The sequence below is a fragment of the Bacillus sp. BACIII genome, from assembly GCF_057836745.1.
On sequence record NZ_CM174437.1, the window covers coordinates 2589950 to 2611493 of the forward strand.

Consider the following 21544-nt stretch of genomic DNA (forward strand, 5'->3'; position numbering starts at 1 on the left):
GCGGGTTTTGACCTGCGGCGTTTTCTTTTTTTCTTTGAGCCGCTTCCATGCACGCAAAAAAAACTGCCGAGAACATTCTCAGGCAGTCTTTTCCTTTGTTCAGGTTATTTTCTTCTCACGTCATTCCTCTTTCAGTTACATGGAAGTCAGCCTGATCTGTCTGGCCTGCACCTGCAACTGTAAAAATCGCGGCGGCTGCTAAACAAATAACAAACCATTTAGATTTCAATTTCATACAAACCCTCACTCCTTTGTATTTGTTTTCTTGCCTCTTCGACTTTCAGAAAATAGTCAGAAGAAATTTTAAAGCAATTTTGTTCATAGTAATATTTAGCTGCTTCTAGTGCTAAATCCTCTATATCGGCGTACAAATTTTTATTCTCCAGGTAACGGAAACATGCGCTGATTTTTTCCTCATCCGGTTTCGCCTGATACAGAGCCTGCAGCCATTCGAATTTTACCGTGTAAACGGGATCGTCTGTTTCTTTAGCATATTCATATCCCCGCCTGTGATATTCCGACGCTTTATCTTTTTTTCCGAGTTTAAAGTAAATGAGTGTGATTAGAAAATATGCTTGAGGAAGAGAATTGACGATTCTTTGTGATTCAAATGTATCAACCGCCCGTTCAAAGTAAGGAATCGCTTCGTCGGTGCGGTCCTGATTGTAGTAGCACAGTCCGAGGTTATACAGCGCCCTCCCGACAAGCTGCGCTTTTTGTTCTTTTTCAGCCATTTGCAGAGCGTGCTGAAAATGTTTGGCCGCCTGTTCAAAACGTCTTTCATCCATTAAATTGACGCCGAACACAAAATGGCATTGAATGATCCGGACGTTGTATGTGTCCTGCTCTACGTAAATTTCATAAGCATTCTTTATATGTATCAAAGAAAAATACGTTTGTTTCATATGATAATAAGCTTCGGCCACCTTAAAATAAAACTCTGCCCGCTCCACGTGGTCCGATACGAAGGCCAATTTTTTCTCAGCCTGTTTATAATACGTAATCGCTGATATAAATTCTCTTTTATCAAATTCAAACATGCCTTTGAAAAAGTTGACGTAATAATCGAGAAGCCCTTTGAGCCCGGCCTGGCTGTTATCAATGTTATCAAGAATTTCCGACAGGGTCGGCTGGTCTTCTATCTTCAGTTTTTCCAGCGGCTCCAAGTAGTCCAGCATCAGCTGATGGCGAAATTCCATGAGGGAATAATAAAGCACCAAGTTCGAATCAGGCTCCATATGGTCAAGCTCTTGTTTGATCTCGGCCTTCAAGATCTCCGCATCCGGCACGCTGAATGTTCTTATGTATCGATACCACTCGTTAATCTTCTGCCCGACTGCTGAAGAAGGAATTAACCCGCTCTTCATTCCTTCACCCTCCCCATCCAAGACCTGTTTACCAGTTATTTTATCACGTTTCCGTGTCTTTCCATCCCGAAAAACACGCAAACTTTGTTTCGGCAGAGCGCAATTTTTCGCAGTGAAGATGAAACAGCCGGCAGCCGAACAGGACTGCCGGTTTTAAAATGATTCATGTTTCGTATTCAGCGGAAGGCGGATTGTAAAGGTTGTGCCTTTTCCCTTTTCGCTGTCAATGTCTATCGTGCCTTTGTGCATTTCGACGAGCTGCCTGACGATGGACAGGCCGAGTCCGTATTCGCCGTATGCCGTATTCGTTCGGGACACATCTGCCTTATAAAAACGCTCCCATATGTGCTCGATTTCTTCTTTAGAAATACCGATTCCGGTGTCTTCGATTTCAATAACCGTTTCCTTATAGCCTTCATACCCGCGCAGCGTAATGTCTCCGTTTTGCGTAAATTGAATGCTGTTTTTCGTAATGTTGACGAGAATCTGGATCAGCCTGTCATAATCGGCGAACACTTTGACGCCGTCCTCCGCTTCAATCCGGAGCCGATTTTGTTTTTCCTCGGCCTGCTGATTGAGATGCTCTTTAATAATTTCAAACACCTCGATGAGCGGCAGGCTCAGCTTGTCCAGCTTGATTTGCTGGGATCTGATTTTTTCATAATCCAGGTTTTCTTTCACGAGCCTGAGCATCCGCTTCGTTTCTTCACTGATCAGCGAGAAGCATTTCTCTTTATCTTTTTCCGGGATGGTGTTGCTGTTAAGGCCCTCCACCAGCCCGTTAATGGTCGTCAAAGGCGTTCTCAGCTCATGGGAAACATCGGCGATAAATTGGCGCCTCCGCTTTTCAAGGCGGTCAATCTGCTCTCTCGATTGCTTCAGATTTTTAGCCATCGTATTGAAATCGGACGCCAGCATGCCGATTTCATCGCCGCCGCTGTTCTTGAGCGAAATATCGTAATCACCGCAAGCCACTTTTCCCGTCGCATCCCGCAATGTCTGAATCCGCTTGACGTGAAACTTAGATAAAAGCCAGCTTAACAGAATCGTGATGATAAGGGTGCTGATAATCGCGTAAATCATATAGCGGTTGACCTGGCTGATCATCTGCTCGACCCCTCTGACAGGAGACACGAGCAGCACCGCGCCTTTAAATTGATTGTTGATAAAAAGCGGTTTTGCGACGAGCGATACTTCTAAGCCTTCCGTATTAAAACGATTCATCTCCGCTCTGATCTGAACGGTTTTCCCTTGCTTCAGCATGCGCCACTCTTTACTTTTCAGCTTCTCGCGCGGCGGCATATCATCAGGAAAAAAGTAAGGCCGCTGATGTTCATCAAAAATAATAAACCTTGTCTCGCGCGTTTTTAACATGTCCTGATACGGATACAAGCGGCGCAGATCAAGTTCGCGCCCGTTCAGCTCACTTGTGATCTGTTGGGCATAGGATGACAGCTCATCCACTTTGTTTTGATACGCAAAATCTTTCACAAAATGTGAAAACAGGGAAATGATGATGAAAAAGGCCAAAATCAAAATGCTGACATGGCTCAGCAGCAGCTGATATAAGTATTTAATCCTCATCAAATTTGTACCCTACCCCCCACACCGTGTATAAAAACGTTTTTTCGTCACTGGACAGTTTTTTGCGCAGCCGTTTAATATGAACATCAACCGTACGTTCATCGCCGTAAAATTGATAGCCCCACACCTGCTCAAGCAGCTGCTCTCTTGAAAAAACCTGACGCGGGTTCTGTGCGAGATAAAAGAGCAGATCAAATTCCTTCGGTGTCAGATTCTCGACAGCCTTTCCGTGCAGAAACACTTCCCGCGTCTTCTTATTGATTGAGAAACACGCCGTTTCGATCAAGTCATCGCTTTTTACGGCCTGCCCCGTCGCCCGGTATCTTCTGATCACCGCTTTAATCCGCGCTACAAGCGTCAGCGGGCTGAACGGCTTGGTGACATAGTCGTCGGCCCCCATTTCAAACCCGATCACCTGATCAGACTCCGTGTCCTTTGCGGTCAGCATAATAATCGGCACACTGCTCGTCTCTCTTATTTTCCGGCAGATCGTCACTCCATCCATGGACGGAAGCATAATGTCCAGAATGACCAAATCCCACTCCTCTTCTGTGAACCGCTGATAGCCTTCCACTCCGTCATGGACAAATTCGGCTTCAAATCCTTCTTTAAAAAAGAACATTTCCGTCATGGTGCATACGCTTATATTGTCTTCTATCATTAATATCTTCATTGGTTCCTCCGCTTATCTTAACGCTTTTACTTATAATAGCACCATTTTACCCGGATATTTTCGCGTTTCACAATTGTTAGTTTTTATTTCATCACCCGGAAATAGTTTGTTCATATTTTTTTCATACATTTCTCCTACTATATACATATCGGATGACCGGTGCTAAAGAAGTCCGTTTTTACAAGATCTGACACCCACACGGAGGAACCGACATGAACTTTATAAAAAGAGCCTTTTGGAGCATGAAGGCAAAAAAGGGAAAAACATTTTTGCAGCTGGTTGTGTTTTCAGTGATTTGCATTTTTGTCCTGTCCGGTCTTACGATCCAAACTGCGGCAAAGAAATCAAGCGAACTGGCAAGGCAGCAGCTCGGCGGAAGCGTCACACTCCAGGCTGACCGCCAAAAGCAAATGGCGCAGCAGCAAAAAGACGGTGAAAAGAGGTCGTTTGAGTCAACGCCTATTTCCGTCTCGGATGCCAAGAAGCTTACATCCTTACAGCACGTTAAAAATTACAACTTTCTCACGACAGCGTCAGCAAATGCAGAAAGCTTTGAGGCGATTGAAAGCTCAGACGAGTCAGCCAATAATAATTCCGGCGGCAGCCGTTTTCAAGGCGGCGGCGGAAGACAGATGATTTCAGCGGACATTTCGATCGAGGGCGTGCTCTCTGCGGCATTGCTTGACGACTTCACGAGCGGTGGCTCAAAAATCACTGACGGACGCAATATCACAAAAACAGATGCGGACGCAAAAGTCGCCGTGATCAATGAAACGCTGGCAGATCAAAACAAGCTGAAGGTCGGCGGCTCCATCACGGTTTCTTCAGCGACAGATGATTCGGTGAAAACGAAGCTTAAAATTGTGGGAATCTATAAAACAACATCATCAGGAGACGATCAGGCACAGCATTTTTCGTTCTTAAATCCTGACAATAAAATCTATACACCTTACACCGCCGCGGCGGCGTTAAAAGGATCTGATAACCAAAACAACATCAGTTCAGCCGTTTATTACATGGATGATGCCAAATATATTGACTCATTCGTTACGGCTGCGAAAAAAACATCCATAGATTATAACACCTACACGCTGACGGCGAACGATCAGGTGTATCAGCAAATGGTCGGCCCGATTGAAAATGTCGCATCGTTTTCTAAAAGCGTGGTGTATCTGGTATCCATCGCGGGCGCGGTCATTCTCGGATTAATCGTGATGATGTCGATCAGGGAACGCAAATATGAAATGGGTGTCTTAATGGCGATCGGTGAAAAGCGCTGGAAGCTCATCGGACAATTTTTAACGGAAATTCTGGCTGTCGCTGTCATTGCCATCGGCATCGCATCCGCAGCAGGCAGCCTTGTGGCGAATCAGCTCGGAAACCAGCTTCTTTCCCAGCAGATCAGCTCAGCCGATGATTCACAGCAGCAATCAGCAGGCGGCTGGGGCGGCGGAGAAATGTCGCACAGAGGCGGCATGTTCGGCCAGCATTCATCCAGCGCGGACGTCATCAGTACGATGCAGGTAAACGTCTCGCTGAATGATCTTCTGATTCTTGGCGGAATCGGCATCGCGATTGCCGTCATCGCCACACTACTGCCGTCTGTATCAGTCATGCGGCTTCATCCTAAAACCATTCTGACCAAGCAGGAATAAGAGGAGGCAGCATAATGAGCCTATTAACCTTTCAGCAGGCCGGCTATTGGTACAAAGACAAAACACAGCCGCTGTTTCAGAATATAACGATCAGCTTTGAAAAAGAGAAGTTTTATACAATTGCCGGCGCCTCCGGAACGGGAAAAACCACGTTTCTGTCTCTGGCGGGCGGCCTTGATACACCTAAAGAGGGAAGCATCCTTTATAACGGAGAAGACATCTCCAAAATCGGATTAACCAAATTCAGAAATCAATATGTTTCTATCGTCTTTCAATCTTATAATCTGATCCCGTATATGACGGCGCTCCAGAACGTCACAACGGCGATGGAGATTACCGGTTCTAAGGAGAAAAACAAAGATGCGTTCGCGCTCAGCATGCTGGAAAGGGTCGGCATCACGGAACAGCAGGCCCGACAGCGGGTGCTGACATTAAGCGGAGGGCAGCAGCAGCGGGTTTCGATTGCGCGGGCTTTCTGCTGTGACACGGATTTGATTTGCGCGGACGAGCCGACGGGAAATCTCGACGAGGATACGTCAAAGGAAATCGTCCGGCTCTTTCAGGACCTGGCGCATAAAGGCGGCAAATGCGTCATCATGGTCACGCACGACGAACAAATCGCCAAAGTTTCGGATATCAACATCCGCTTATCAAGAGGATGTTTTACGGTAAAAGCAAATGGCACGGCCGTTTCCTGATACCGCGCCCCTGCCAGCGCAGACAGGGGCGCACCCTATATCCCCCTATTCAATAGAAGTGAACGTAAAAAAAGCGAGGGCTGCATCCCCTCGCTTTTTTTATTTATATCAGCTGTAAATAGCGTTCAATATTTGATTGACCGGCTGCTTTAATCAATTCTTCCGCCTTTTCCTCTTCCCCCGGCAAAGCGAGCCGGAGTTTGTCTTCAATGTCTTTTTCAGAAAGACCGTTTCCCGGCGCTCCCTTCGGACAGTCGATACGTGTTTCATAGACATGATTGCCGGAAGCCGTGACCCGTACAATTGTAAAACGGCCCTTCGGAACGGCGTTGTCAGCCGGCTGAATTTGATCATCATAGCTTCGGTGAATCCTCGCAAACCCCTTTTGAAGGGATTCCGGAATCGGCTCGGAGGTAAAGTGTTTTGCTGAAAAATCTTTACCGTGCAGAGCCAGGGCAATCACATATTCCACACTGAAGCGGCCCGCTTCGCCTGTTTTCGGACGCCGTTCTGTCAATGCGGCATCCCCGCCCGGCGGATAAATAACGTCGGTCCGTTCCATTTGGCCGAAAGTGAGACCGTGCTCAGCCTTCAGCTTGAGAATGGCGTCCGCCGCGTGATGGGCTGCCGAACAAAACGGATAAACCTTAAACCAAAGCCCCGGGCTCACAATCCGCCAAGGTTTTCCCCACCCGTTTAAAAGCAGGGTTTCTGCCCGTTCAAGATCGCCGTACAGTCCGAAGAAGCCTTTCTCCCCGTCAAGCGCATGATCCGACCCGCCAAAACCGGCCTTCGCAAGCTTTACGGCGAACAACCCGGCTTGAGCGGCCAGTCCGGCATGAAGCGGCTTCATTTCTGTCCCGAACTGCACCCGCATGCCTCCGGAACGGGCGGCCGCAAAGCCGATCGCTTTTTGCAATTCGTTTTGATTGAGGTTCTCCGCGAAACCGACGGCGCAGGCCGCCGCAATCGCGCCTAACGTTCCCGTATTGTGCCAGCCTTTCTCGTAATGGTGTCTTCCCGCTGACTCACCGAGCCGCGCCATCACTTCGATGCCTGTCACGTAAGCACCGAGAAAACGACTTTCGTCTATATGGCCGGATGATGCCGCTGCGATCAGAGCCGGAAGGATGACCGCGCTCGGATGTCCTCTTACATCAGAATGAACATCGTCAAAATCAAGCGCATGGGCAATGAATCCGTTAATCAGCGCGGATTGGGACGGCGTTGTTTTTTGATTTCTGCCGATAAGCGGAGCTGTCGGCGCCCCGCCTTCTTCTTCGGCCAGTTTAATCAGCTTCTCAATGCCTTTATCCCGCCTCCCCGCAAAGGCTGCCGCTGTAAAATCAAGCAGGCCTTTGCGCGCTTCTTTCATCGCTTCGGCGGATGTTTCCGGTACAGACGACATGACGGCCTGAGCAAGCCCGGCCGTCAGATGTTCCGTATTCATTCCGTCTGCTCCAATACATTGACGGCCAACCGGGCGAAAAACTCAGCCGCTTTCGGGAGCGCTTTTTCGTCGAGTGTGAAGGCGGGATGGTGCCATTCTTCCGTTCCGTTTGTTCCCATCCAGACGAAGAAGCCAGGGATTTTTTCTTGATATAACGCGAAGTCTTCCCCGCCGGGAGACTGTTCTGCCCGAACCGTTTGAAGCCCGAGATCTTCAGCCGTCTGTTCCGCCGCATGGATGAAACGGGCGTCGTTCATCACTGACGGAAGGTAAGGATACCAGCGGAATTCGGCTTCTGCCCCGAATCCGGCCGCGATTCCTTCGGCAACCCGCTTCATATGTTTCGGAACAGCGTCACGCGCTTCTTTTTGAAACGTCCGGACGGTGCCTTCCATTTCAACATGGTCCGGGATGACATTCCAAGAGCTGCCGCCTTGAACTCTTGTGATGCTGACGACGGCATTGTGAAGCGAGCTGATATTTCTGCTGACAACTGATTGCAGGCCGCCGATGATCTGCCCTGCCGCCTGAATCGGATCAATGCTGTTATCAGGGATTCCGGCGTGGCCGCCTTTTCCTTTAACAGTGATTTCAAAGCGGTCCACACTCGCCATCAGCGGGCCTTCTTTCAGGCCGACCGTGCCGACGGGGAGGTCGGGTTTGTTATGCATGCCGAATATTGCCGATACACCGTCAAGCGCGCCGGCTTCAATGACCTGTCTCGCTCCGGCGGCGATTTCTTCCGCGGGCTGAAAAATAAACCGCACCGTTCCTTTCAGCTCGTGCTTTCTCTCATTTAATAAGAAAGCCGTGCCGAGAATAGATGCCGTATGGAAGTCGTGGCCGCAGGCATGCATGACGCCGCTGTTTCGCGAAGCAAACGGAAGGTTTGTTTTCTCTTCGATCGGCAATGCGTCAATGTCCGCTCTGACGGCGATGACCGGGCCGCTTTTGTCTCCTTTGATTTCGGCGATCACTCCGGTTTGAAGTTTCGGAACATCAAGAACCGTGATCCCCTCTTCCTCCAGCCAGCGGCGGATTTTATTCGTCGTTTCGTATTCCTCGCCTGACAGCTCAGGGTGTTCATGAAGGTCGCGGCGGATATTGATTAAACGTTTGTTTAATGATTCATACGTTTCTCTTGCCATTTCTTCTTCGTCCCTTCCTATACAAGCTCAGCAGGCTCTCCCACTTGCTTTATAAATTTTTTCGTCCGTTCGTTCTGCGGATTGTCAAACAGCTCTTCCGGTGTTCCCTGCTCGATGATGCGTCCGTCCGCCATAAAAATGACCTGGTCGGCCACTTCACGCGCAAAAGCCATCTCATGCGTGACGATGACCATGGTTGTCTGTTTTTCGGCAATTGATTTGATGACTTGAAGCACCCCGGTTACAAGCTCAGGGTCAAGGGCCGAAGTCGGTTCATCCAGTAAAATCGCGTGAGGGTCAACGGCCAAAGCACGCGCAATGCCGATCCGCTGCTGCTGCCCGCCTGACATCGTAATCGGGTAGCTGTCCGCTTTTTGCTCTAAACCGACTTGCCGCAGCAGATCCATCCCGATCTGTTCCGCTTCTTTTTTCGGTTTCTTTTGCGCGGTGATCAGCGCTTCTGTCACGTTTTGCAGTGCGGTTTTGTTTTTGAAAAGATTGTAATTCTGAAACACCATCGCCGTCTGCTGGCGAAGCTTGTGTACGTCTTTGCGCGAATAGGACACTGCATTCAGCTTGGCATCACCGATTTCAATGATGCCGTCATCCGGGCGCTCCAGCAGATTCAGGCAGCGGAGGAGCGTTGATTTTCCCGAGCCGGACGGACCGATGATGGCCGTGACTTCGCCGCTTTTGATCTCAAGATCGATCCCGTCAAGTACGGTAAGGTCTTTAAATGCTTTTCGAATATGTCTGACTTGTATCATCCTGAGCCTCCTCCTATGTGCGATAAGGCTTGCTGATCGCCCGTTCGAGCAGATCCTGCAGCACGCTGTAAATAATCGTAAGAATCCAGTACATGATCGCAACGGCTAAATACGTCTCAAAATATTTGAGGTTGCCTGATGCGTACATTTTTCCTTGGGCGAACATTTCCATCACTCCTAATGTAAAGGCGAGCGATGTTTCTTTTAACAGGCCGATAAACGTATTTCCCGTTGCGGGAAGCGCGTTTCTGACTGCCTGCGGGAAAATGATCCGTCTGTACGCCTGTGATTTTGTCATTCCGACGGACAGGCAGGCTTCAAGCTGCCCTTCATCGACTGAGTTGAGCGCGGCGCGGAAAATTTCAGCCAAGTAGGCGGCATTCTTCAGGCTTAACCCGATAATCGCCGCCGTTAACGCCGTCATCTTGCTCATTCCGGGGAAAAGCTGAGGCAGGCCGTAATAAATTAAGAAAAGCTGGACGAGCGTCGGCACGCCCCGGAAAAATGAAATATACACCTTTGACAGCTGGTGAAGCACAGGAACACGATTTTTTGTGATAAGCGCTAATATAAGGCCGCCGATCACGGCAAATACCATGGCCGCGACGGCCATTAGTAATGTGATCGGCAGGGCTTCGATTAACGCGGGAAAAGCTGAAAACATAAATCCCCAATCAATGCTGTTCATTCTCGATTTTCACCGCCGTTTCTTAATGCTTTGCTTCCGTTGTGATATCTTCTTTAAAGTACTTTTCAGACAGCTTTTTCAGCGTGCCGTCTTTCCGCAGTTCTTCAATGGCTTTGTCTACTTTTTTGCGGATTTTATCGTGAGCCGCATCCTTCGCAAACGGGAAGGCGACTTTTTCATAGACAATCGGATCTCCTGCTAATTTCAGAGGCAGGCCGGTCTTTTTGATTTGGGCGATCAGGACGCTGCGGCTGTTTACGTAAGCGTCAACGCGCCCGTAAGCCACGTCTTTCAGCGTGCCTTCTTGTGTTTCATACGTTTTAATGTTGATTTTTTTATCCGGGTCCTTGCTCTCAAGGTTTTTCGCGTGGTTTGAGCCAAGAACGGCCGCCACTGTTTTTCCTTTTAGATCATTGACTGATTTGATGTCTTTGTTATCGTCTTTGACGACGATTTGAGTGCCCGCATACGAATACGGTTCTGTGAAGTTATACGTTTTCTTGCGTTCGTCCGTGACAGCGACCTGGTTTGAGATGGTGTCGAGTTTGCCGGTCTGGAGCTCTCCCATCAGGCCGCTGAATTCAAGCAGCTTCCAGTCCAGTTTCATGTTGATTTTTTTCGCAACGGCTTCCATGACATCCACGTCAAAGCCGGTCAGCTTGCCGTTTTCTTTATATGCGAACGGATAGCTTTGCCCCGTGGCGCCGACATGCAGCACGTTAGCGCCGCCTTCGCTTTCTTTACCGTTTCCGCATGCTGATAAGACCGCCAGAAGAGCGGCAGAGAGCAGCAAAGCCCATGTTTTCTTCTTCATTGAAATCCCGCCTTTTCCTATTCATATGTTAATCGTGCAATTGTTTTTTTAAATAGATGGTGATGTGCCCTTTTCCTAAATCCTTTTCGCCTGCGCGGACGTAGCCTTTCCGCTCGTACATGCCGATCAGCCACGGATGCTTGTCCGCTGTGCCCAATGATACGAAGGGCGCTTTTAGTGTATCGCGGAGCACTGTATTCTCCAGCCACTCCAGCATGTCTGAGCCAGTCCCTTTTTTTCCGGTTTCAGGGTCGACGGCGAACCACCAAATATGAGGGACACCGTACGGACCGGGATTCGGCCCCCACGGCATCCGCAGAGAAATCGTCGCCACTATGCGTCCGTCTTCCTCCAAAACGTAACAGGCGTTTTTTTGTATATTATTCAAAACGAGCTCTTTGTCCGCCGTTGCCGCGGCAAAGTTGATGCCGAGCTTACGGATCGGTTCATATGCCCTCAGTGTCAGTGAAAGCAGTTCATCAGCGTCCGCTTCCGTTGCGAGCCGGTATCGTTTTGACATGATGAGCCCTCCTTTAATCGGCATATCGGTTTGCCGGTTTTTCCAGTCCGAAATGTTCTCTCAGCGTCGTTCCTTCATACTCTTTTCTGAACACGCCCCGCTCTTGTAAAATCGGAATCACTTTGTCTACAAAAAGAGTGAGACCTTCAGGCAAAAGCGGAGGCATGATGTTGAAGCCGTCACAAGCTTGGTTTTCAACCCATTCCTCCATCTTATCGGCAAGCTGTTCAGGCGTTCCGACAAAGATATGATGGCCTCTTGAACCCGCCACATATTTGTACAATTCGCGGATGGTCATGTTATCGCGTTTGGCCATCTCCTGAACGAGCTTGAACCGGCTTTTAACGGCATTTGACGCTTCCGCATCCAATTCAGGCAGCGGGCCGTCAAGCGGGTAAGCGGAAAGATCGACGCCGCCCAGATAGTTTTGCAGAATGTTCAGGCCGACAGACGGGATGATGAGGTCTTGAAGCTCTTCATATTTGGCCCGCGCTTCTTCTTCGGTATCGGCGATAACGGGAAAAATCCCCGGCATGATCGCGATTTTTTCAGGATCACGGCCGTAAGAAGCCGCTTGTTCTTTAATAGATTGATAGAATTCCTGCGCGGATTCCAGATGATTTTGCGCGGTAAAAATGACCTCTGCCGTTTTGGCTGCCAGCGCCTTTCCGTCTCCTGATGAGCCAGCCTGAATAATGACCGGGCGGCCTTGCGGTGTGCGGGCGACATTCAACGGCCCTCTCACGGAAAAATAGGTTCCTTTATGATTCAATTCATGCATTTTGTCTTTTTCGAAAAATGCCCCTGACTCTTTGTCGCGGATAAAGGCGTCTTCCTCCCACGAATCCCATAATCCTTTGACGACTTCCACGAATTCTTCCGCGCGCTGATATCTGAGATGGTGCTCAAGATGCGTTTCACCGCTGAAATTAAGCGCGGTCGATTCAATTGATGATGTGACGACATTCCAGCCCGCGCGGCCGTTGGAAAGATGATCCAGCGATGCAAATTGTCTCGCGATATGGAACGGTTCGCTGTATGTGGTAGACGCGGTCGCCGTCAGACCGATGCGGGATGTGACCTGAGCGAGCGCCGACAGCAGGGTAAACGGCTCAAAGCGCGTCAGCACATTCGGATGCGATTTGCTGTCTATTGATAAACTGTCCGCCAAAAACAGCATGTCTAATTTCCCCCGCTCTGCTGTTTTCGCCAGTTCTTTGAAATAATCCAAATTCATGCTCGCGTCCGCCGGCGCCTCAGGATGTCTCCAAGAGGCGACATGATGGCCGGTGCCTGCGAGAAACACACCGAGTTTGATTTCTTTTTTCTTTGTCATGACGGATCTCCTTCTATAATGAAATACGGTGCGGAATATATTAACACCATTAAACCTATATTTCCTATTAAATTTATAAGAATAAATCAAAATGTACAATTGTCGGGCAAGTTTGTCAATGCATTAAGAAAAAAATCATGATTTTAAAAATAACCCGGCGCACCGGCCGGGTTATTTCTTCGAAACTGAATAGACGCTCCCTTTGACTTTTTTCTTGATGTTGGCAATGATAAGCAGCAAGACGGGGAACAGCACTTGAAACGGAAGATGAATATAGATCGGGACAATGTTTAAGCCTTCATTCATATGTTCCGAAAAATTGCTTGCGATGCTGATGGAGAGAATCAGCACCCCCAATCCGACCGGGAAGGCCAGCTGGGACGGATTTTTTTCTTTAAACAGCGTGGACACGCCCACGACAACCGCATATGTAAAAAGGCTGACTTTGAAAAAACCGCCGATGACGAGCACGAGCATGAAAAAGACATCCAGCCGGTCTAAAAACTCTTCCACTTTAATCGTCTGTATGGTGCTCAGCAGCGGGAATTGAGAGCGGAGCATTAAGTTGACATCAAGCACACAAATATTAATTGCCACTGACATCGCCAAAAACAGACCGCTGATGATAATCGCCAGAAATCCTGTTTTCTTCACCTTTTTCCGATCTTTTAAGCAGGGGAATATCATGACAAACACGATTAATTCACCGAACGGGATGAACATGGTCTGTTTAAATACGGAATAAATGACCGGCCCCATCCCGTCCGCTAAAACAGGCTGGAGAAATCTCAGGTTTATCGTGCCGGAGCTGATAATGAGGATCAGCCCGATGGCCGTCAGGAAATACATAATGCTAAACAGCAGCTCGCCGGCTCTCGCTATGACTTCAATTCCCTTTCTGACCGCAAATATCGCGGCAAGCATCAGCATGCCATTCACAATTAGAAGGGGCGTGTCCTGATATGCGAAGGTGACAAGCATTTCGCCAAAATCCCTCAATATGCGGGCGGCGATATAAGCAAAATAGAGAATATAAAGAAGAGAGACCGCCCAGCTCAGATGCCTGCCGATCAGTTCGGTCATGTAATCTCTCGGAGAGGACTCAGGAAAATATTGATACAGCGCCTGATATACGTAGAAAAGTCCGAGACCGGTAACGCACCCGAGAAGCACGGACAGCCATGCATCCCGCCCGGCCATCGTGCCCGGCGGGATCAATAACGAACTGCCCAATTCAAACAAAATGATCATAACAAACAGCTGGCGTGTGCCGATTTTCGCATTTTCCATACGCTTCGCTCCTTTCTCCTCAAATCAATCGTGCTCAAGCTTGTCTGAGAGAGGGTTATTCCGCAAGCCCGTTCTTCTGATAATGACTTCCGTTTTTACGTCCACGGGGATGTTGGGGAAAATTTCTTCATCCCACTTCCCTTCGAGCTTTTTCCATTTGTCCGGATGTTTTCGATAGATCAGGTCTCCGAACCCGACGAAATCATTCTTATGGGCTTTAATACCTTCAATTGATTTGGTGATATCTCTATCAAGCTGCGTGCTGAGCGCCTTTTGCATGACCATGATCACTTTCGGATCAGACAGATGGAAAGGGTATCTGACAGCGTCCACAAGCCCTTCGACCTCAGCATGAACGTGAATATGCGGTTTTCCGTTCGGAAAAGTGGCCGTCACCTTTGTATTCTGGCGGGTGACCTGCAGACTGATGGCATGCTTCACGTTCTTCCAATCCGCATTGATAAACGTATGCTTGATTTTGTTCAGCAGCCATACAGCGCCGACACTGTCATCATCCTCGATCCAGTAGTCCAGTCTCCCGTCCTTTTTGAACACCGCCAGTCCGTCCGCTGACAGCACCGCTTTCGGTTCAGTCGTCTGCGTATTTTCCATCGTAGGGCCGGCTTTATCGTCTCCGTGCATTTCATAACCCGGAATAAACGGCGACCCGGTCGGAGAAGCGAGATCAATCAGAACGTCCTGAAGGCTTGTTTTCACGACTCTGCCGTATTGTTCCTGTGTGAAGCTGAGCGTCTTGTTCACTTTATTGGAAGGGATTTTATCAATCGGCGTCAGCACTTTAATAATGTCTTCAGCCTTGCAATTATGCGCAATAACCGCGGTTGCGGTCGTCCTGAATTCGGTATCACGGTCAAGGTTGTCCAGAATAAAATTGAGTCCTTCCTGTTTCGCGAGCCTTTCACTGAACACCACAAGATTCGTATGCGCAAAATAGAGCCTTCTGGACACCTTCATCGAGGCTTTTCTCAAAGCTTCCGTCATATTGTCTCCGGACACGGAATAGACGGAAACCGGCGGCCGGTCTCCCGCTCCGCCGCCCTGCAGGCCGCCGGCTACGTTTCCCGGGTTGATAATCTGAAAGTGAAGGACGTATTTTCCCGATTCGGTACGGTCAATACCGATGGCGGAGATTACGGCCAAATCGGTCAGCTCCCTTTTATCCCAGCATCCTGATACAAACATAAGAGAAACCATCGTACAAAGGAGGAGTATCCATTTACGTCTTTTCATTGCCGCCGCCCTCTTCTACATCTTTATTAACCATTCCTCTGGATGTCTCCGGTTTCGGTCTTTGATGTTCTCCTTGGCGCCTGTTGTTTTTCTGCACGAGCAGCCCCGGCCTTTTTTCATCCGCCCATAACGGAGCGCGGAAAATGGAATCCTTCAGCCCGCCCGGGGTCAAAGGTGCGAGCGGGGCCATATACGGAAAACCGAACGAACGCAGTCCGCACAGATGGACAAACATCATGATAATGCCCAGAATCAGCCCGTAAAATCCCATGACGGCCGCGGTCAGAATAAAGACAAACCGGATCAGGCGCGCAGATATCGCCATGTCAAAAGCCGGAGTCGCAAAACTGGCAATCGCCGTCAGCGCGACGACGATCACCATGGCCGGGGAGACGATGCCGGCCTGTACGGCGGCCTGGCCGATGACAAGCGCTCCGACTATGGAAACGGCGGAGCCGACCACTCTCGGAAGACGGACACCCGCTTCCCTGAGAATCTCGAAGGCCACTTCCATCGTCAGCGCTTCAATTACGGCCGGAAACGGCACGGTCTCCCGCTGGGCCGCGATGACGATCAGCAGCTGCGTCGGAATCATTTCTTGATGAAAGGTCGTCGCCGCCACGTAAATCCCCGGCGCCACCAGCGAAATGAAGAAAATCAAAACCCGAAGCAGCCGGATGCTCGTAGCGATATCAAATCGGGAATAATAATCCTCAACCGATTGAAAAAATTGAATGAATAAGGCCGGCGCGATAAGAACAAACGGCGTTCCGTCCACAATAATTGCAAATCTTCCCTCCAGCAGATTGCCCGCCACAACGTCCGGCCGTTCCGTATGATACACAGTGGGAAATACGGAAAACGGCGCGTCTTCAATAAGCTGTTCAATGTAGCCGGATTCCAGAATGCTGTCGATATCAATGTGCTTGAGCCGTCTGCGGACTTCCTTAATCAGCTTTTTTTCGCAGATTCCGTTAATATACATCAGCGCGACATCCGTATTCGTTTCGTGCCCGATCTCCATTTTTTCCACCCATACATCAGGATTTTTTACATACCTGCGGATCATGGAAATATTGGTTTGCAGAGATTCAGTGAATCCCTGCCGCGGTCCGCGGAAGGACACCTGAGTGCTCGGTTCTTCAATGGACCGCTGCTCTCCCCCTTCCGTGCTGGCGATCAGCGCCTTGTCAGCTCCGTCGACAAAAATGAGCGTGCTGCCCGCCACCAGCCCGGCATAAAGGCTTTTCCATTTCTCTTCCTCTTTTACTCCGCCGATCGCAAGCGTTTTTTCATATATCAGGCAGACCGCCTGTTCCGGCTGAACGGACGGGATATCAATTAAATCCTCCAGCAGGGATTGGCTGACAAGCTGCTCGTCTACCAAACCGGCGATATACACGATCGCAGCCGGAAGCTCTTCTTTTCCGATTTTCAACCGGCGGATGACGACATCGGCACTGTTGCCGAATCTCTCAGACAGCTTCTTCATATTATCCTTTAAGCTTGCGGAGATCGGCTCTTCCCGCTCTTTGTCTGATTTGGTTTCCGCTTCTTTTCTATCTTCATTGTCACCGTTCTTTTGATCGTCTTTTTTTCGTTTCTTCTGCTTAAAAAATGGCGGCATATCGCAAAAAACCTTTCCTTGTTTTTTTCATATTCTTCCTGTACAGCAAAAGATTATGCACGGCGGATAGTCTGTATAAGTTTTGCGTAATCGAAAAGGATAAAAAGGGAGAGTGATGCGCATGAAAATATTGGGGGTTTCAATTTTTTTGCTGGCTGCCTGTCTGATGATTTCGATAGGAACGGATATGCTGCAAGGTTTCAGTCTGTATGGAGCGGTTCGAAACAACCTGTCCGCTTTTAAATTGATGACCTTCTCGGAATGGCTGATGCTGTTTTTCTTCGCCCTCTTTTTAATGAAAGAAATGCTGGCTTTATATAAATCAGGTAAAAAAGATGCCTGACAGACGGCTGTATGGTATCAAAAAAGAACACATCCCTCCCTTTGTCGGAGTTCATGTGTTCTTTTTTATTTTTCCGGCGGGGATTGTTTTCAGATGACGATATTTCCGATTTCCGTATCTGTCGTGTGTTTCACAATGACGCCCTTGATAATGCGATTGCCGATGATTTTGGTGCTTGCCGAGGAACTGGTTTGGATGGCGGATGCAGAAGCGGCGGAAAGGTTGTTGATGGTATTGCCCGAAATGAGGGAATTGGAGGCACCGTTCAAATAGATGCCGATCGGGCTGCCCGCCGTTCGGTTGATCGTGATCGTATTGTCTATGACTTCATGCGTGCCTGAGTTCAGATACACGGTAACGATAAGCGGTGATGATTCAAAGCGGTTGCCGATGACAGAGGTCCCTGAGGATGTTGAACTGAAAATGGGGTAGTTTTTGTAGCTTTTGAAGAGATTTCCCTTAATGACAGCCCTGGCGTCATTTGTAACAGATACGGCATAGGACTCCGCGGCGCCCTGAAACGCATTCGGGATGAGCGTATTTCCTTCAATGACGGCATTTCCGCCTGTGACCCATATGCCCCGGCTGAATGATGTCAGCACATTCTGTTTTATAGTGATATTGCCGGCTGACATGCTGATTCCGTCTGTTACCTGATTCAGAGTGTTATTCATAAAGACGGCGTTGTCCGAGAGCGTCGCCCGCATCCCCGTGCTTCGTCTCGTTTCGGAACGTCCGTTTTCAATGACATTGCCGTCAACGGTCACATCTTCCGCCTGATAGACGGAAATACCCGCATTTTCAAACTGATTGATTTTGTTGTGAGTGACGAGGACGCTTTTTCCTCTTACATCTATTCCCGTGGAAAAACCGGTAATCAGATTGTTGGAAATGACGGCATTGCTGATGTCCTGCCCTTGGGATACACCTTGTCCGGTGATTCCGGTCCTTGAGCCGCCGTTTGACCAAAAGAGAACATTCCCGGAAATGACGGTATGTGCGCCGTATCCGTAGCTGATTGTGTTGTCGGAATGATTTCCTTCAATTAACACATGATATCCGTTAAAGTTGGTGACTGAGCTTGCGGCATTACCGGAAAAGAAGTTGTTGCGGATCGTAATATGAAGAGCCTCTTCATAATCAACATCGCCTTCTCCGTACGATTCAATGTCGATTCCGAATTTCGGAGCTGTTCCGTTCCCTTGCCCGGCGTCTTCGATCACGCATTCCTCCACCGTAATGGTATTGCAGCCGGTGATTGAAATGTTGTTCCGTCTTGACTCCCTGATCTCACAGCGGCGGATGGTCACATGTTCTGATGTTTCGTAATCACTGTTTGTTTTTAAACCGAGCGGGCTGACAATAATGCCGTCTCCCGTAAAATCCGATATTTTCACATTTTCGATCAGCACATTGCTGCTGCCTTCAATACAGATGCCAAACCCCCATTCATGAGTCGACCGCAAAGGAACATTGGTATACGTGTGTTCATCCCGTTCCCCGATGATGCGGCCGCCGGTGATGGTGACATTTTCCCGCCTGCCTATATAGAAAGCCGAATAACCCCAGGAGCTGTTCGGCGCCACTTTAATCGTGCATTCCGGATCCATGATGATGGAGAGATGGCTCGGCACATTAATTCCCGCGTTCCTAAACGGCTGGCTTTTGTCACCGCCGAGCGTGCCGTTGATTTTATATGTTCCGGGCGGAAAAAACACCGTATGACTGCCCTCGCTGACAGCCTTGGCCAAGCATTGATTGATGGCGGCCGTCACATCGGCAGTCCCGTCTGCTGCCACACCGCAATCCGTTATATCTAAAATACGATTCGGCAAGTCATAATCTCCTCCTTCCTCTCTTATTTCATCTTATTCCGTCATAATCCGCTCCGCCTGTACATACTTTAAATTTTATTAAAAAAGTTTATGTAGATAGTTTAGTCAGATTATATGACAAAATAAGCCATTGGAATTAGGAAAATCCATCTATATTCAACGTTTTAATATCTTTTCATTCTGGAATTTTTTGAATTCAGTATAAATTATATTGACACAAGTATTATATAAGAATATGATTTTTGTAATACACTTTTTTAAGAAAGGGTTGGCTCAGGTGGCATCTATTGAAAAGGAATCTATAACAGAAACTGTGCCGCAACGAGGCTTTTTCGGTCATCCCCGCGGCCTGTTCACACTGTTTTTTACTGAATTTTGGGAGCGTTTCTCCTACTATGGTATGAGAGCTATACTGCTTTACTATTTATACACGGAAGTCGCTCATGGCGGTCTCGGATTTGATAAAACCACCGCAGTTGCCATCATGTCCATATACGGGTCTCTCGTATACATGTCGAGCGTCATCGGCGGGTGGCTGGCCGACCGGGTATTCGGCACGGCAAACACCGTTTTTTACGGCGGAATTTTAATTATGTTCGGGCATATCGCTCTTGCCTTCCCTGGCAGCACGGCGGCGTTTTTTACCAGCATGACTCTGATCATTATCGGAACCGGCCTGCTTAAACCAAACGTATCCAGCGTTGTCGGAGCTTTATATACGAAGGAAGACGAGCGCCGCGACTCAGGTTTCAGTATCTTTTACATGGGGATCAACCTCGGCGGATTGCTTGCGCCGCTAATTGTCGGAACACTCGGACAGAAGTACAACTACCACTTAGGCTTCGGATGCGCCGCGGCCGGTATGTTCCTCGGACTGATTGTTTTCGCTCTTACGAGAAAGAAATACCTCGGCAAAGCAGGCTCCAATGTACCGAATCCGATTTCTAAATCATCAGTGATCGGAACGGGAATCGGAATAATCATCGCAGCAGCCGTTATCATTGTTCTGGTTCAAACCGGCTGGCTGACGATCCAGCGTGTGATTGACATCGTCAGTATCCTCGGCATTGCCATTCCGATTATTTACTTTATTGTGATGTTCATGAGCAAAAAAGCGACAAAAACGGAAAAATCACGGCTTGCGGCTTATATTCCGCTGTTTATTGCGGCGGTTATGTTCTGGGCGATTCAGGAACAGGGCGCAACGATTCTTGCTTTATATGCCGATCAGCGCACGAGACTTTCTTTTGCGGGCATACATCTTGAGTCATCATGGTTCCAGTCTCTGAACCCATTATTCATCGTCATTTTCGCACCGGTGTTCGCTTGGATCTGGCTGAAGCTCGGCAAACGCCAGCCTTCAACACCGATTAAATTCGCGATCGGCATTATTCTTGCCGGATTGTCATTTTTAGTCATGGTGCTTCCGGTTATGGGCGGAAGCGGCGAGCTTGTGAGCCCGCTTTGGCTTGTGCTCAGCTTCCTTTTGGTTGTGCTTGGTGAGCTTTGCCTTTCACCGGTCGGTTTATCCGTCACAACGAAGCTCGCGCCTGCCGCCTTCTCAGCGCAGACCATGAGCATGTGGTTCTTAACAAACGCCTGCGGTCAAGCCTTGAACGCAAAAGTAGTCGGTTTGTTTGATAAGGTTTCTGAAGCGGCCTACTTCGGCTCAATCGGTCTTATTTCGATCATTCTCGGTATTATTTTAGTACTTCTTTCTCCTGTTATTAAACGGGCGATGAAAGGCGTACAATAAGAGAAAAGCCTGCGGAACCGTCCGCAGGCTTTTTTTGTGCGTCTATCGTTTTAATTCCTCAAGCGTTTCGCTCCACCTCTTCAGGACACCATCCGGCTCGTGAAGCCGGATGACCGGTCCGGATGTCAGATCCGCGTATTTCGCCCGATCTTCCTTGACGGTGATCACGCGGCAGCTGAACCGCTCCCTTTCGTATCTCGCCTCTTTCAGCGGCGGAAGCGCCTCACATTCCAATGTCACGTAATATGCGGCTCCTCCGTGCCAGGCGATGAAAAGAGCTTGTCCCGAATGCAGCAGGCTGTTTACGGTCGTCGTGTTTTTCCATAAGGCGAGCCGGAGATTTGTGCTGCTTACAGCCAGTATTTCACCGGCGCTGATCATGGCCGCGTGCGGACGGCCTTCTTTTGTCACGGATTGCAGCACAAATGCGTCGTGCTGTTTTTTTTCAAGCTCGGTTCCGTCTAAAAGCGTGTAAAGTGCCTCCGGCAAGTGCTCCGTCAGCATTACGCTTTTCTTTCCGGGACAGCGGGAACATGTATGGCCGTCTCCGTTTCTTTCGGATCAATTTTAAATGCCGGGTTGAATGCCGCCGGATTCGTGATGCTTTCCGGTTCACAGGATCTCCATGTGAAAAAGCAAGTTTGGCATTGGTATATTTCCCAAGCGCCTTTGACCGGCGATTGGCTGACGGTTTCTCCTTTTTTCGATTCACAGCGCGGGCATGTTTTCATAGCAAACTCAT

21 protein-coding genes are annotated in these 21544 nt (G+C 48.8%); 4 read left to right on the forward strand and 17 right to left on the reverse strand.

Annotation, left to right across the window (positions count from 1 at the left end):
• Nucleotides 1–115: 115 nt before the first annotated feature.
• From phrC to ACXN9U_RS12650, 4 genes are all read right to left on the reverse strand, one after another.
• The gene (phrC, locus tag ACXN9U_RS12635; RefSeq protein ID WP_016937261.1) at nt 116–235 is read right to left on the reverse strand and encodes a phosphatase RapC inhibitor PhrC; all 120 of its coding nucleotides are present in this window, start codon (nt 233–235) and stop codon (nt 116–118) included.
• Nucleotides 219–1367, reverse strand: coding sequence for a response regulator aspartate phosphatase (locus ACXN9U_RS12640; protein ID WP_045926250.1), 1149 nt, complete (start codon nt 1365–1367; stop codon nt 219–221). Before ACXN9U_RS12640 ends, phrC begins: the two co-directional genes overlap by 17 nt.
• A 153-nt stretch (nt 1368–1520) precedes the next feature.
• Nucleotides 1521–2954: a two-component system sensor histidine kinase YclK gene (gene yclK, locus ACXN9U_RS12645; RefSeq protein ID WP_162492439.1), complete on the reverse strand. Its 1434-nt coding sequence runs from the start codon at nt 2952–2954 to the stop codon at nt 1521–1523.
• Nucleotides 2941–3624, reverse strand: coding sequence for a response regulator transcription factor (locus tag ACXN9U_RS12650; RefSeq protein WP_060963609.1), 684 nt, complete (start codon nt 3622–3624; stop codon nt 2941–2943). Before ACXN9U_RS12650 ends, yclK begins: the two co-directional genes overlap by 14 nt.
• A 212-nt stretch (nt 3625–3836) precedes the next feature.
• Here ACXN9U_RS12650 and ACXN9U_RS12655 point away from each other — a divergent pair, with 212 nt between their 5' ends.
• Nucleotides 3837–5279, forward strand: a complete 1443-nt coding sequence (locus ACXN9U_RS12655) for an ABC transporter permease (RefSeq protein WP_489201730.1) — start codon at nt 3837–3839, stop codon at nt 5277–5279.
• A gap of 14 nt (nt 5280–5293) precedes the next feature.
• Entirely contained in the window at nt 5294–5977 is a 684-nt protein-coding gene (locus ACXN9U_RS12660) for an ABC transporter ATP-binding protein (RefSeq protein WP_060963611.1), read from the forward strand.
• Between the two features lie 103 nt (nt 5978–6080).
• Here ACXN9U_RS12660 and ACXN9U_RS12665 read toward each other — a convergent pair whose 3' ends face one another.
• The 10 genes from ACXN9U_RS12665 to gerKA all read right to left on the reverse strand — a co-directional run bounded on the left by ACXN9U_RS12665 (nt 6081) and on the right by gerKA (nt 16868).
• Complete coding sequence (locus tag ACXN9U_RS12665) at nt 6081–7427, reverse strand: MmgE/PrpD family protein (RefSeq protein ID WP_060963612.1); 1347 nt, start codon at nt 7425–7427, stop codon at nt 6081–6083.
• A complete protein-coding gene (locus tag ACXN9U_RS12670; RefSeq protein WP_489201731.1) occupies nt 7424–8575 on the reverse strand; it encodes a M20 peptidase aminoacylase family protein in 1152 nt (383 codons plus the stop codon). Before ACXN9U_RS12670 ends, ACXN9U_RS12665 begins: the two co-directional genes overlap by 4 nt.
• Before the next feature lie 17 nt (nt 8576–8592).
• Entirely contained in the window at nt 8593–9342 is a 750-nt protein-coding gene (locus ACXN9U_RS12675; RefSeq protein ID WP_060963614.1) for an amino acid ABC transporter ATP-binding protein, read from the reverse strand.
• Between the two features lie 13 nt (nt 9343–9355).
• A complete protein-coding gene (locus ACXN9U_RS12680) occupies nt 9356–10030 on the reverse strand; it encodes an amino acid ABC transporter permease (protein ID WP_489201732.1) in 675 nt (224 codons plus the stop codon).
• Nucleotides 10031–10052: 22 nt separating this feature from the next.
• Entirely contained in the window at nt 10053–10844 is a 792-nt protein-coding gene (locus ACXN9U_RS12685) for an amino acid ABC transporter substrate-binding protein (RefSeq protein WP_060963615.1), read from the reverse strand.
• Nucleotides 10845–10872: 28 nt separating this feature from the next.
• Nucleotides 10873–11364: a GNAT family N-acetyltransferase gene (locus ACXN9U_RS12690; RefSeq protein WP_016937272.1), complete on the reverse strand. Its 492-nt coding sequence runs from the start codon at nt 11362–11364 to the stop codon at nt 10873–10875.
• A 13-nt stretch (nt 11365–11377) separates the two neighbouring features.
• Nucleotides 11378–12700, reverse strand: a complete 1323-nt coding sequence (locus ACXN9U_RS12695) for an LLM class flavin-dependent oxidoreductase (protein WP_489201733.1) — start codon at nt 12698–12700, stop codon at nt 11378–11380.
• Nucleotides 12701–12871: 171 nt separating this feature from the next.
• The gene (gene gerKB, locus ACXN9U_RS12700; RefSeq protein WP_489201734.1) at nt 12872–13990 is read right to left on the reverse strand and encodes an endospore germination permease GerKB; all 1119 of its coding nucleotides are present in this window, start codon (nt 13988–13990) and stop codon (nt 12872–12874) included.
• Between the two features lie 24 nt (nt 13991–14014).
• Nucleotides 14015–15241, reverse strand: coding sequence for a Ger(x)C family spore germination protein (locus tag ACXN9U_RS12705; RefSeq protein WP_489201735.1), 1227 nt, complete (start codon nt 15239–15241; stop codon nt 14015–14017).
• Nucleotides 15228–16868 carry a spore germination protein GerKA gene (gerKA, locus tag ACXN9U_RS12710; protein ID WP_489201737.1) on the reverse strand — a complete coding sequence of 547 codons (1641 nt, stop codon included), beginning with the start codon at nt 16866–16868 and terminating at the stop codon, nt 15228–15230. Before gerKA ends, ACXN9U_RS12705 begins: the two co-directional genes overlap by 14 nt.
• A gap of 121 nt (nt 16869–16989) precedes the next feature.
• On the opposite strand from gerKA, the gene ACXN9U_RS12715 reads away from it, so the two are divergent.
• Complete coding sequence (locus ACXN9U_RS12715; protein ID WP_060963620.1) at nt 16990–17211, forward strand: YczF family membrane protein; 222 nt, start codon at nt 16990–16992, stop codon at nt 17209–17211.
• Between the two features lie 89 nt (nt 17212–17300).
• Here the strand turns inward: ACXN9U_RS12715 and ACXN9U_RS12720 are convergent, their stop codons facing one another.
• Nucleotides 17301–19046, reverse strand: a complete 1746-nt coding sequence (locus ACXN9U_RS12720) for a right-handed parallel beta-helix repeat-containing protein (protein WP_489201738.1) — start codon at nt 19044–19046, stop codon at nt 17301–17303.
• A 277-nt stretch (nt 19047–19323) separates the two neighbouring features.
• Between ACXN9U_RS12720 and ACXN9U_RS12725 the strand changes: the two genes are divergently transcribed.
• A complete protein-coding gene (locus ACXN9U_RS12725) occupies nt 19324–20802 on the forward strand; it encodes a peptide MFS transporter (protein WP_489201739.1) in 1479 nt (492 codons plus the stop codon).
• A gap of 42 nt (nt 20803–20844) precedes the next feature.
• Here ACXN9U_RS12725 and ACXN9U_RS12730 read toward each other — a convergent pair whose 3' ends face one another.
• Both ACXN9U_RS12730 and ACXN9U_RS12735 read right to left on the reverse strand, forming a co-directional pair.
• Complete coding sequence (locus tag ACXN9U_RS12730; RefSeq protein WP_489201740.1) at nt 20845–21306, reverse strand: pyridoxamine 5'-phosphate oxidase family protein; 462 nt, start codon at nt 21304–21306, stop codon at nt 20845–20847.
• Nucleotides 21306–21533 (reverse strand): non-oxidative hydroxyarylic acid decarboxylases subunit D, encoded by a 228-nt coding sequence (locus ACXN9U_RS12735; protein ID WP_060963624.1) that lies wholly within the window; start codon nt 21531–21533, stop codon nt 21306–21308. Before ACXN9U_RS12735 ends, ACXN9U_RS12730 begins: the two co-directional genes overlap by 1 nt.
• Nucleotides 21534–21544: the final 11 nt, after the last annotated feature.

What these genes read in the sequence shown, in the direction of transcription:
- gerKA (WP_489201737.1), bottom strand. Translation starts at nt 16,868, where the DNA reads ATGCCGCCATTTTTTAAGCAGAAGAAACGAAAAAAAGACGATCAAAAG.
- phrC (WP_016937261.1), bottom strand. Translation starts at nt 235, where the DNA reads ATGAAATTGAAATCTAAATGGTTTGTTATTTGTTTAGCAGCCGCCGCG.
- ACXN9U_RS12650 (WP_060963609.1), bottom strand. Translation starts at nt 3,624, where the DNA reads ATGAAGATATTAATGATAGAAGACAATATAAGCGTATGCACCATGACG.
- ACXN9U_RS12685 (WP_060963615.1), bottom strand. Translation starts at nt 10,844, where the DNA reads ATGAAGAAGAAAACATGGGCTTTGCTGCTCTCTGCCGCTCTTCTGGCG.
- ACXN9U_RS12680 (WP_489201732.1), bottom strand. Translation starts at nt 10,030, where the DNA reads ATGAACAGCATTGATTGGGGATTTATGTTTTCAGCTTTTCCCGCGTTA.
- ACXN9U_RS12655 (WP_489201730.1), top strand. Translation starts at nt 3,837, where the DNA reads ATGAACTTTATAAAAAGAGCCTTTTGGAGCATGAAGGCAAAAAAGGGA.
- ACXN9U_RS12665 (WP_060963612.1), bottom strand. Translation starts at nt 7,427, where the DNA reads ATGAATACGGAACATCTGACGGCCGGGCTTGCTCAGGCCGTCATGTCG.
- ACXN9U_RS12640 (WP_045926250.1), bottom strand. Translation starts at nt 1,367, where the DNA reads ATGAAGAGCGGGTTAATTCCTTCTTCAGCAGTCGGGCAGAAGATTAAC.
- ACXN9U_RS12730 (WP_489201740.1), bottom strand. Translation starts at nt 21,306, where the DNA reads ATGCTGACGGAGCACTTGCCGGAGGCACTTTACACGCTTTTAGACGGA.
- ACXN9U_RS12675 (WP_060963614.1), bottom strand. Translation starts at nt 9,342, where the DNA reads ATGATACAAGTCAGACATATTCGAAAAGCATTTAAAGACCTTACCGTA.
- ACXN9U_RS12715 (WP_060963620.1), top strand. Translation starts at nt 16,990, where the DNA reads ATGAAAATATTGGGGGTTTCAATTTTTTTGCTGGCTGCCTGTCTGATG.
- ACXN9U_RS12670 (WP_489201731.1), bottom strand. Translation starts at nt 8,575, where the DNA reads ATGGCAAGAGAAACGTATGAATCATTAAACAAACGTTTAATCAATATC.
- ACXN9U_RS12695 (WP_489201733.1), bottom strand. Translation starts at nt 12,700, where the DNA reads ATGACAAAGAAAAAAGAAATCAAACTCGGTGTGTTTCTCGCAGGCACC.
- ACXN9U_RS12735 (WP_060963624.1), bottom strand. Translation starts at nt 21,533, where the DNA reads ATGAAAACATGCCCGCGCTGTGAATCGAAAAAAGGAGAAACCGTCAGC.
- ACXN9U_RS12660 (WP_060963611.1), top strand. Translation starts at nt 5,294, where the DNA reads ATGAGCCTATTAACCTTTCAGCAGGCCGGCTATTGGTACAAAGACAAA.
- ACXN9U_RS12690 (WP_016937272.1), bottom strand. Translation starts at nt 11,364, where the DNA reads ATGTCAAAACGATACCGGCTCGCAACGGAAGCGGACGCTGATGAACTG.
- ACXN9U_RS12705 (WP_489201735.1), bottom strand. Translation starts at nt 15,241, where the DNA reads ATGAAAAGACGTAAATGGATACTCCTCCTTTGTACGATGGTTTCTCTT.
- gerKB (WP_489201734.1), bottom strand. Translation starts at nt 13,990, where the DNA reads ATGGAAAATGCGAAAATCGGCACACGCCAGCTGTTTGTTATGATCATT.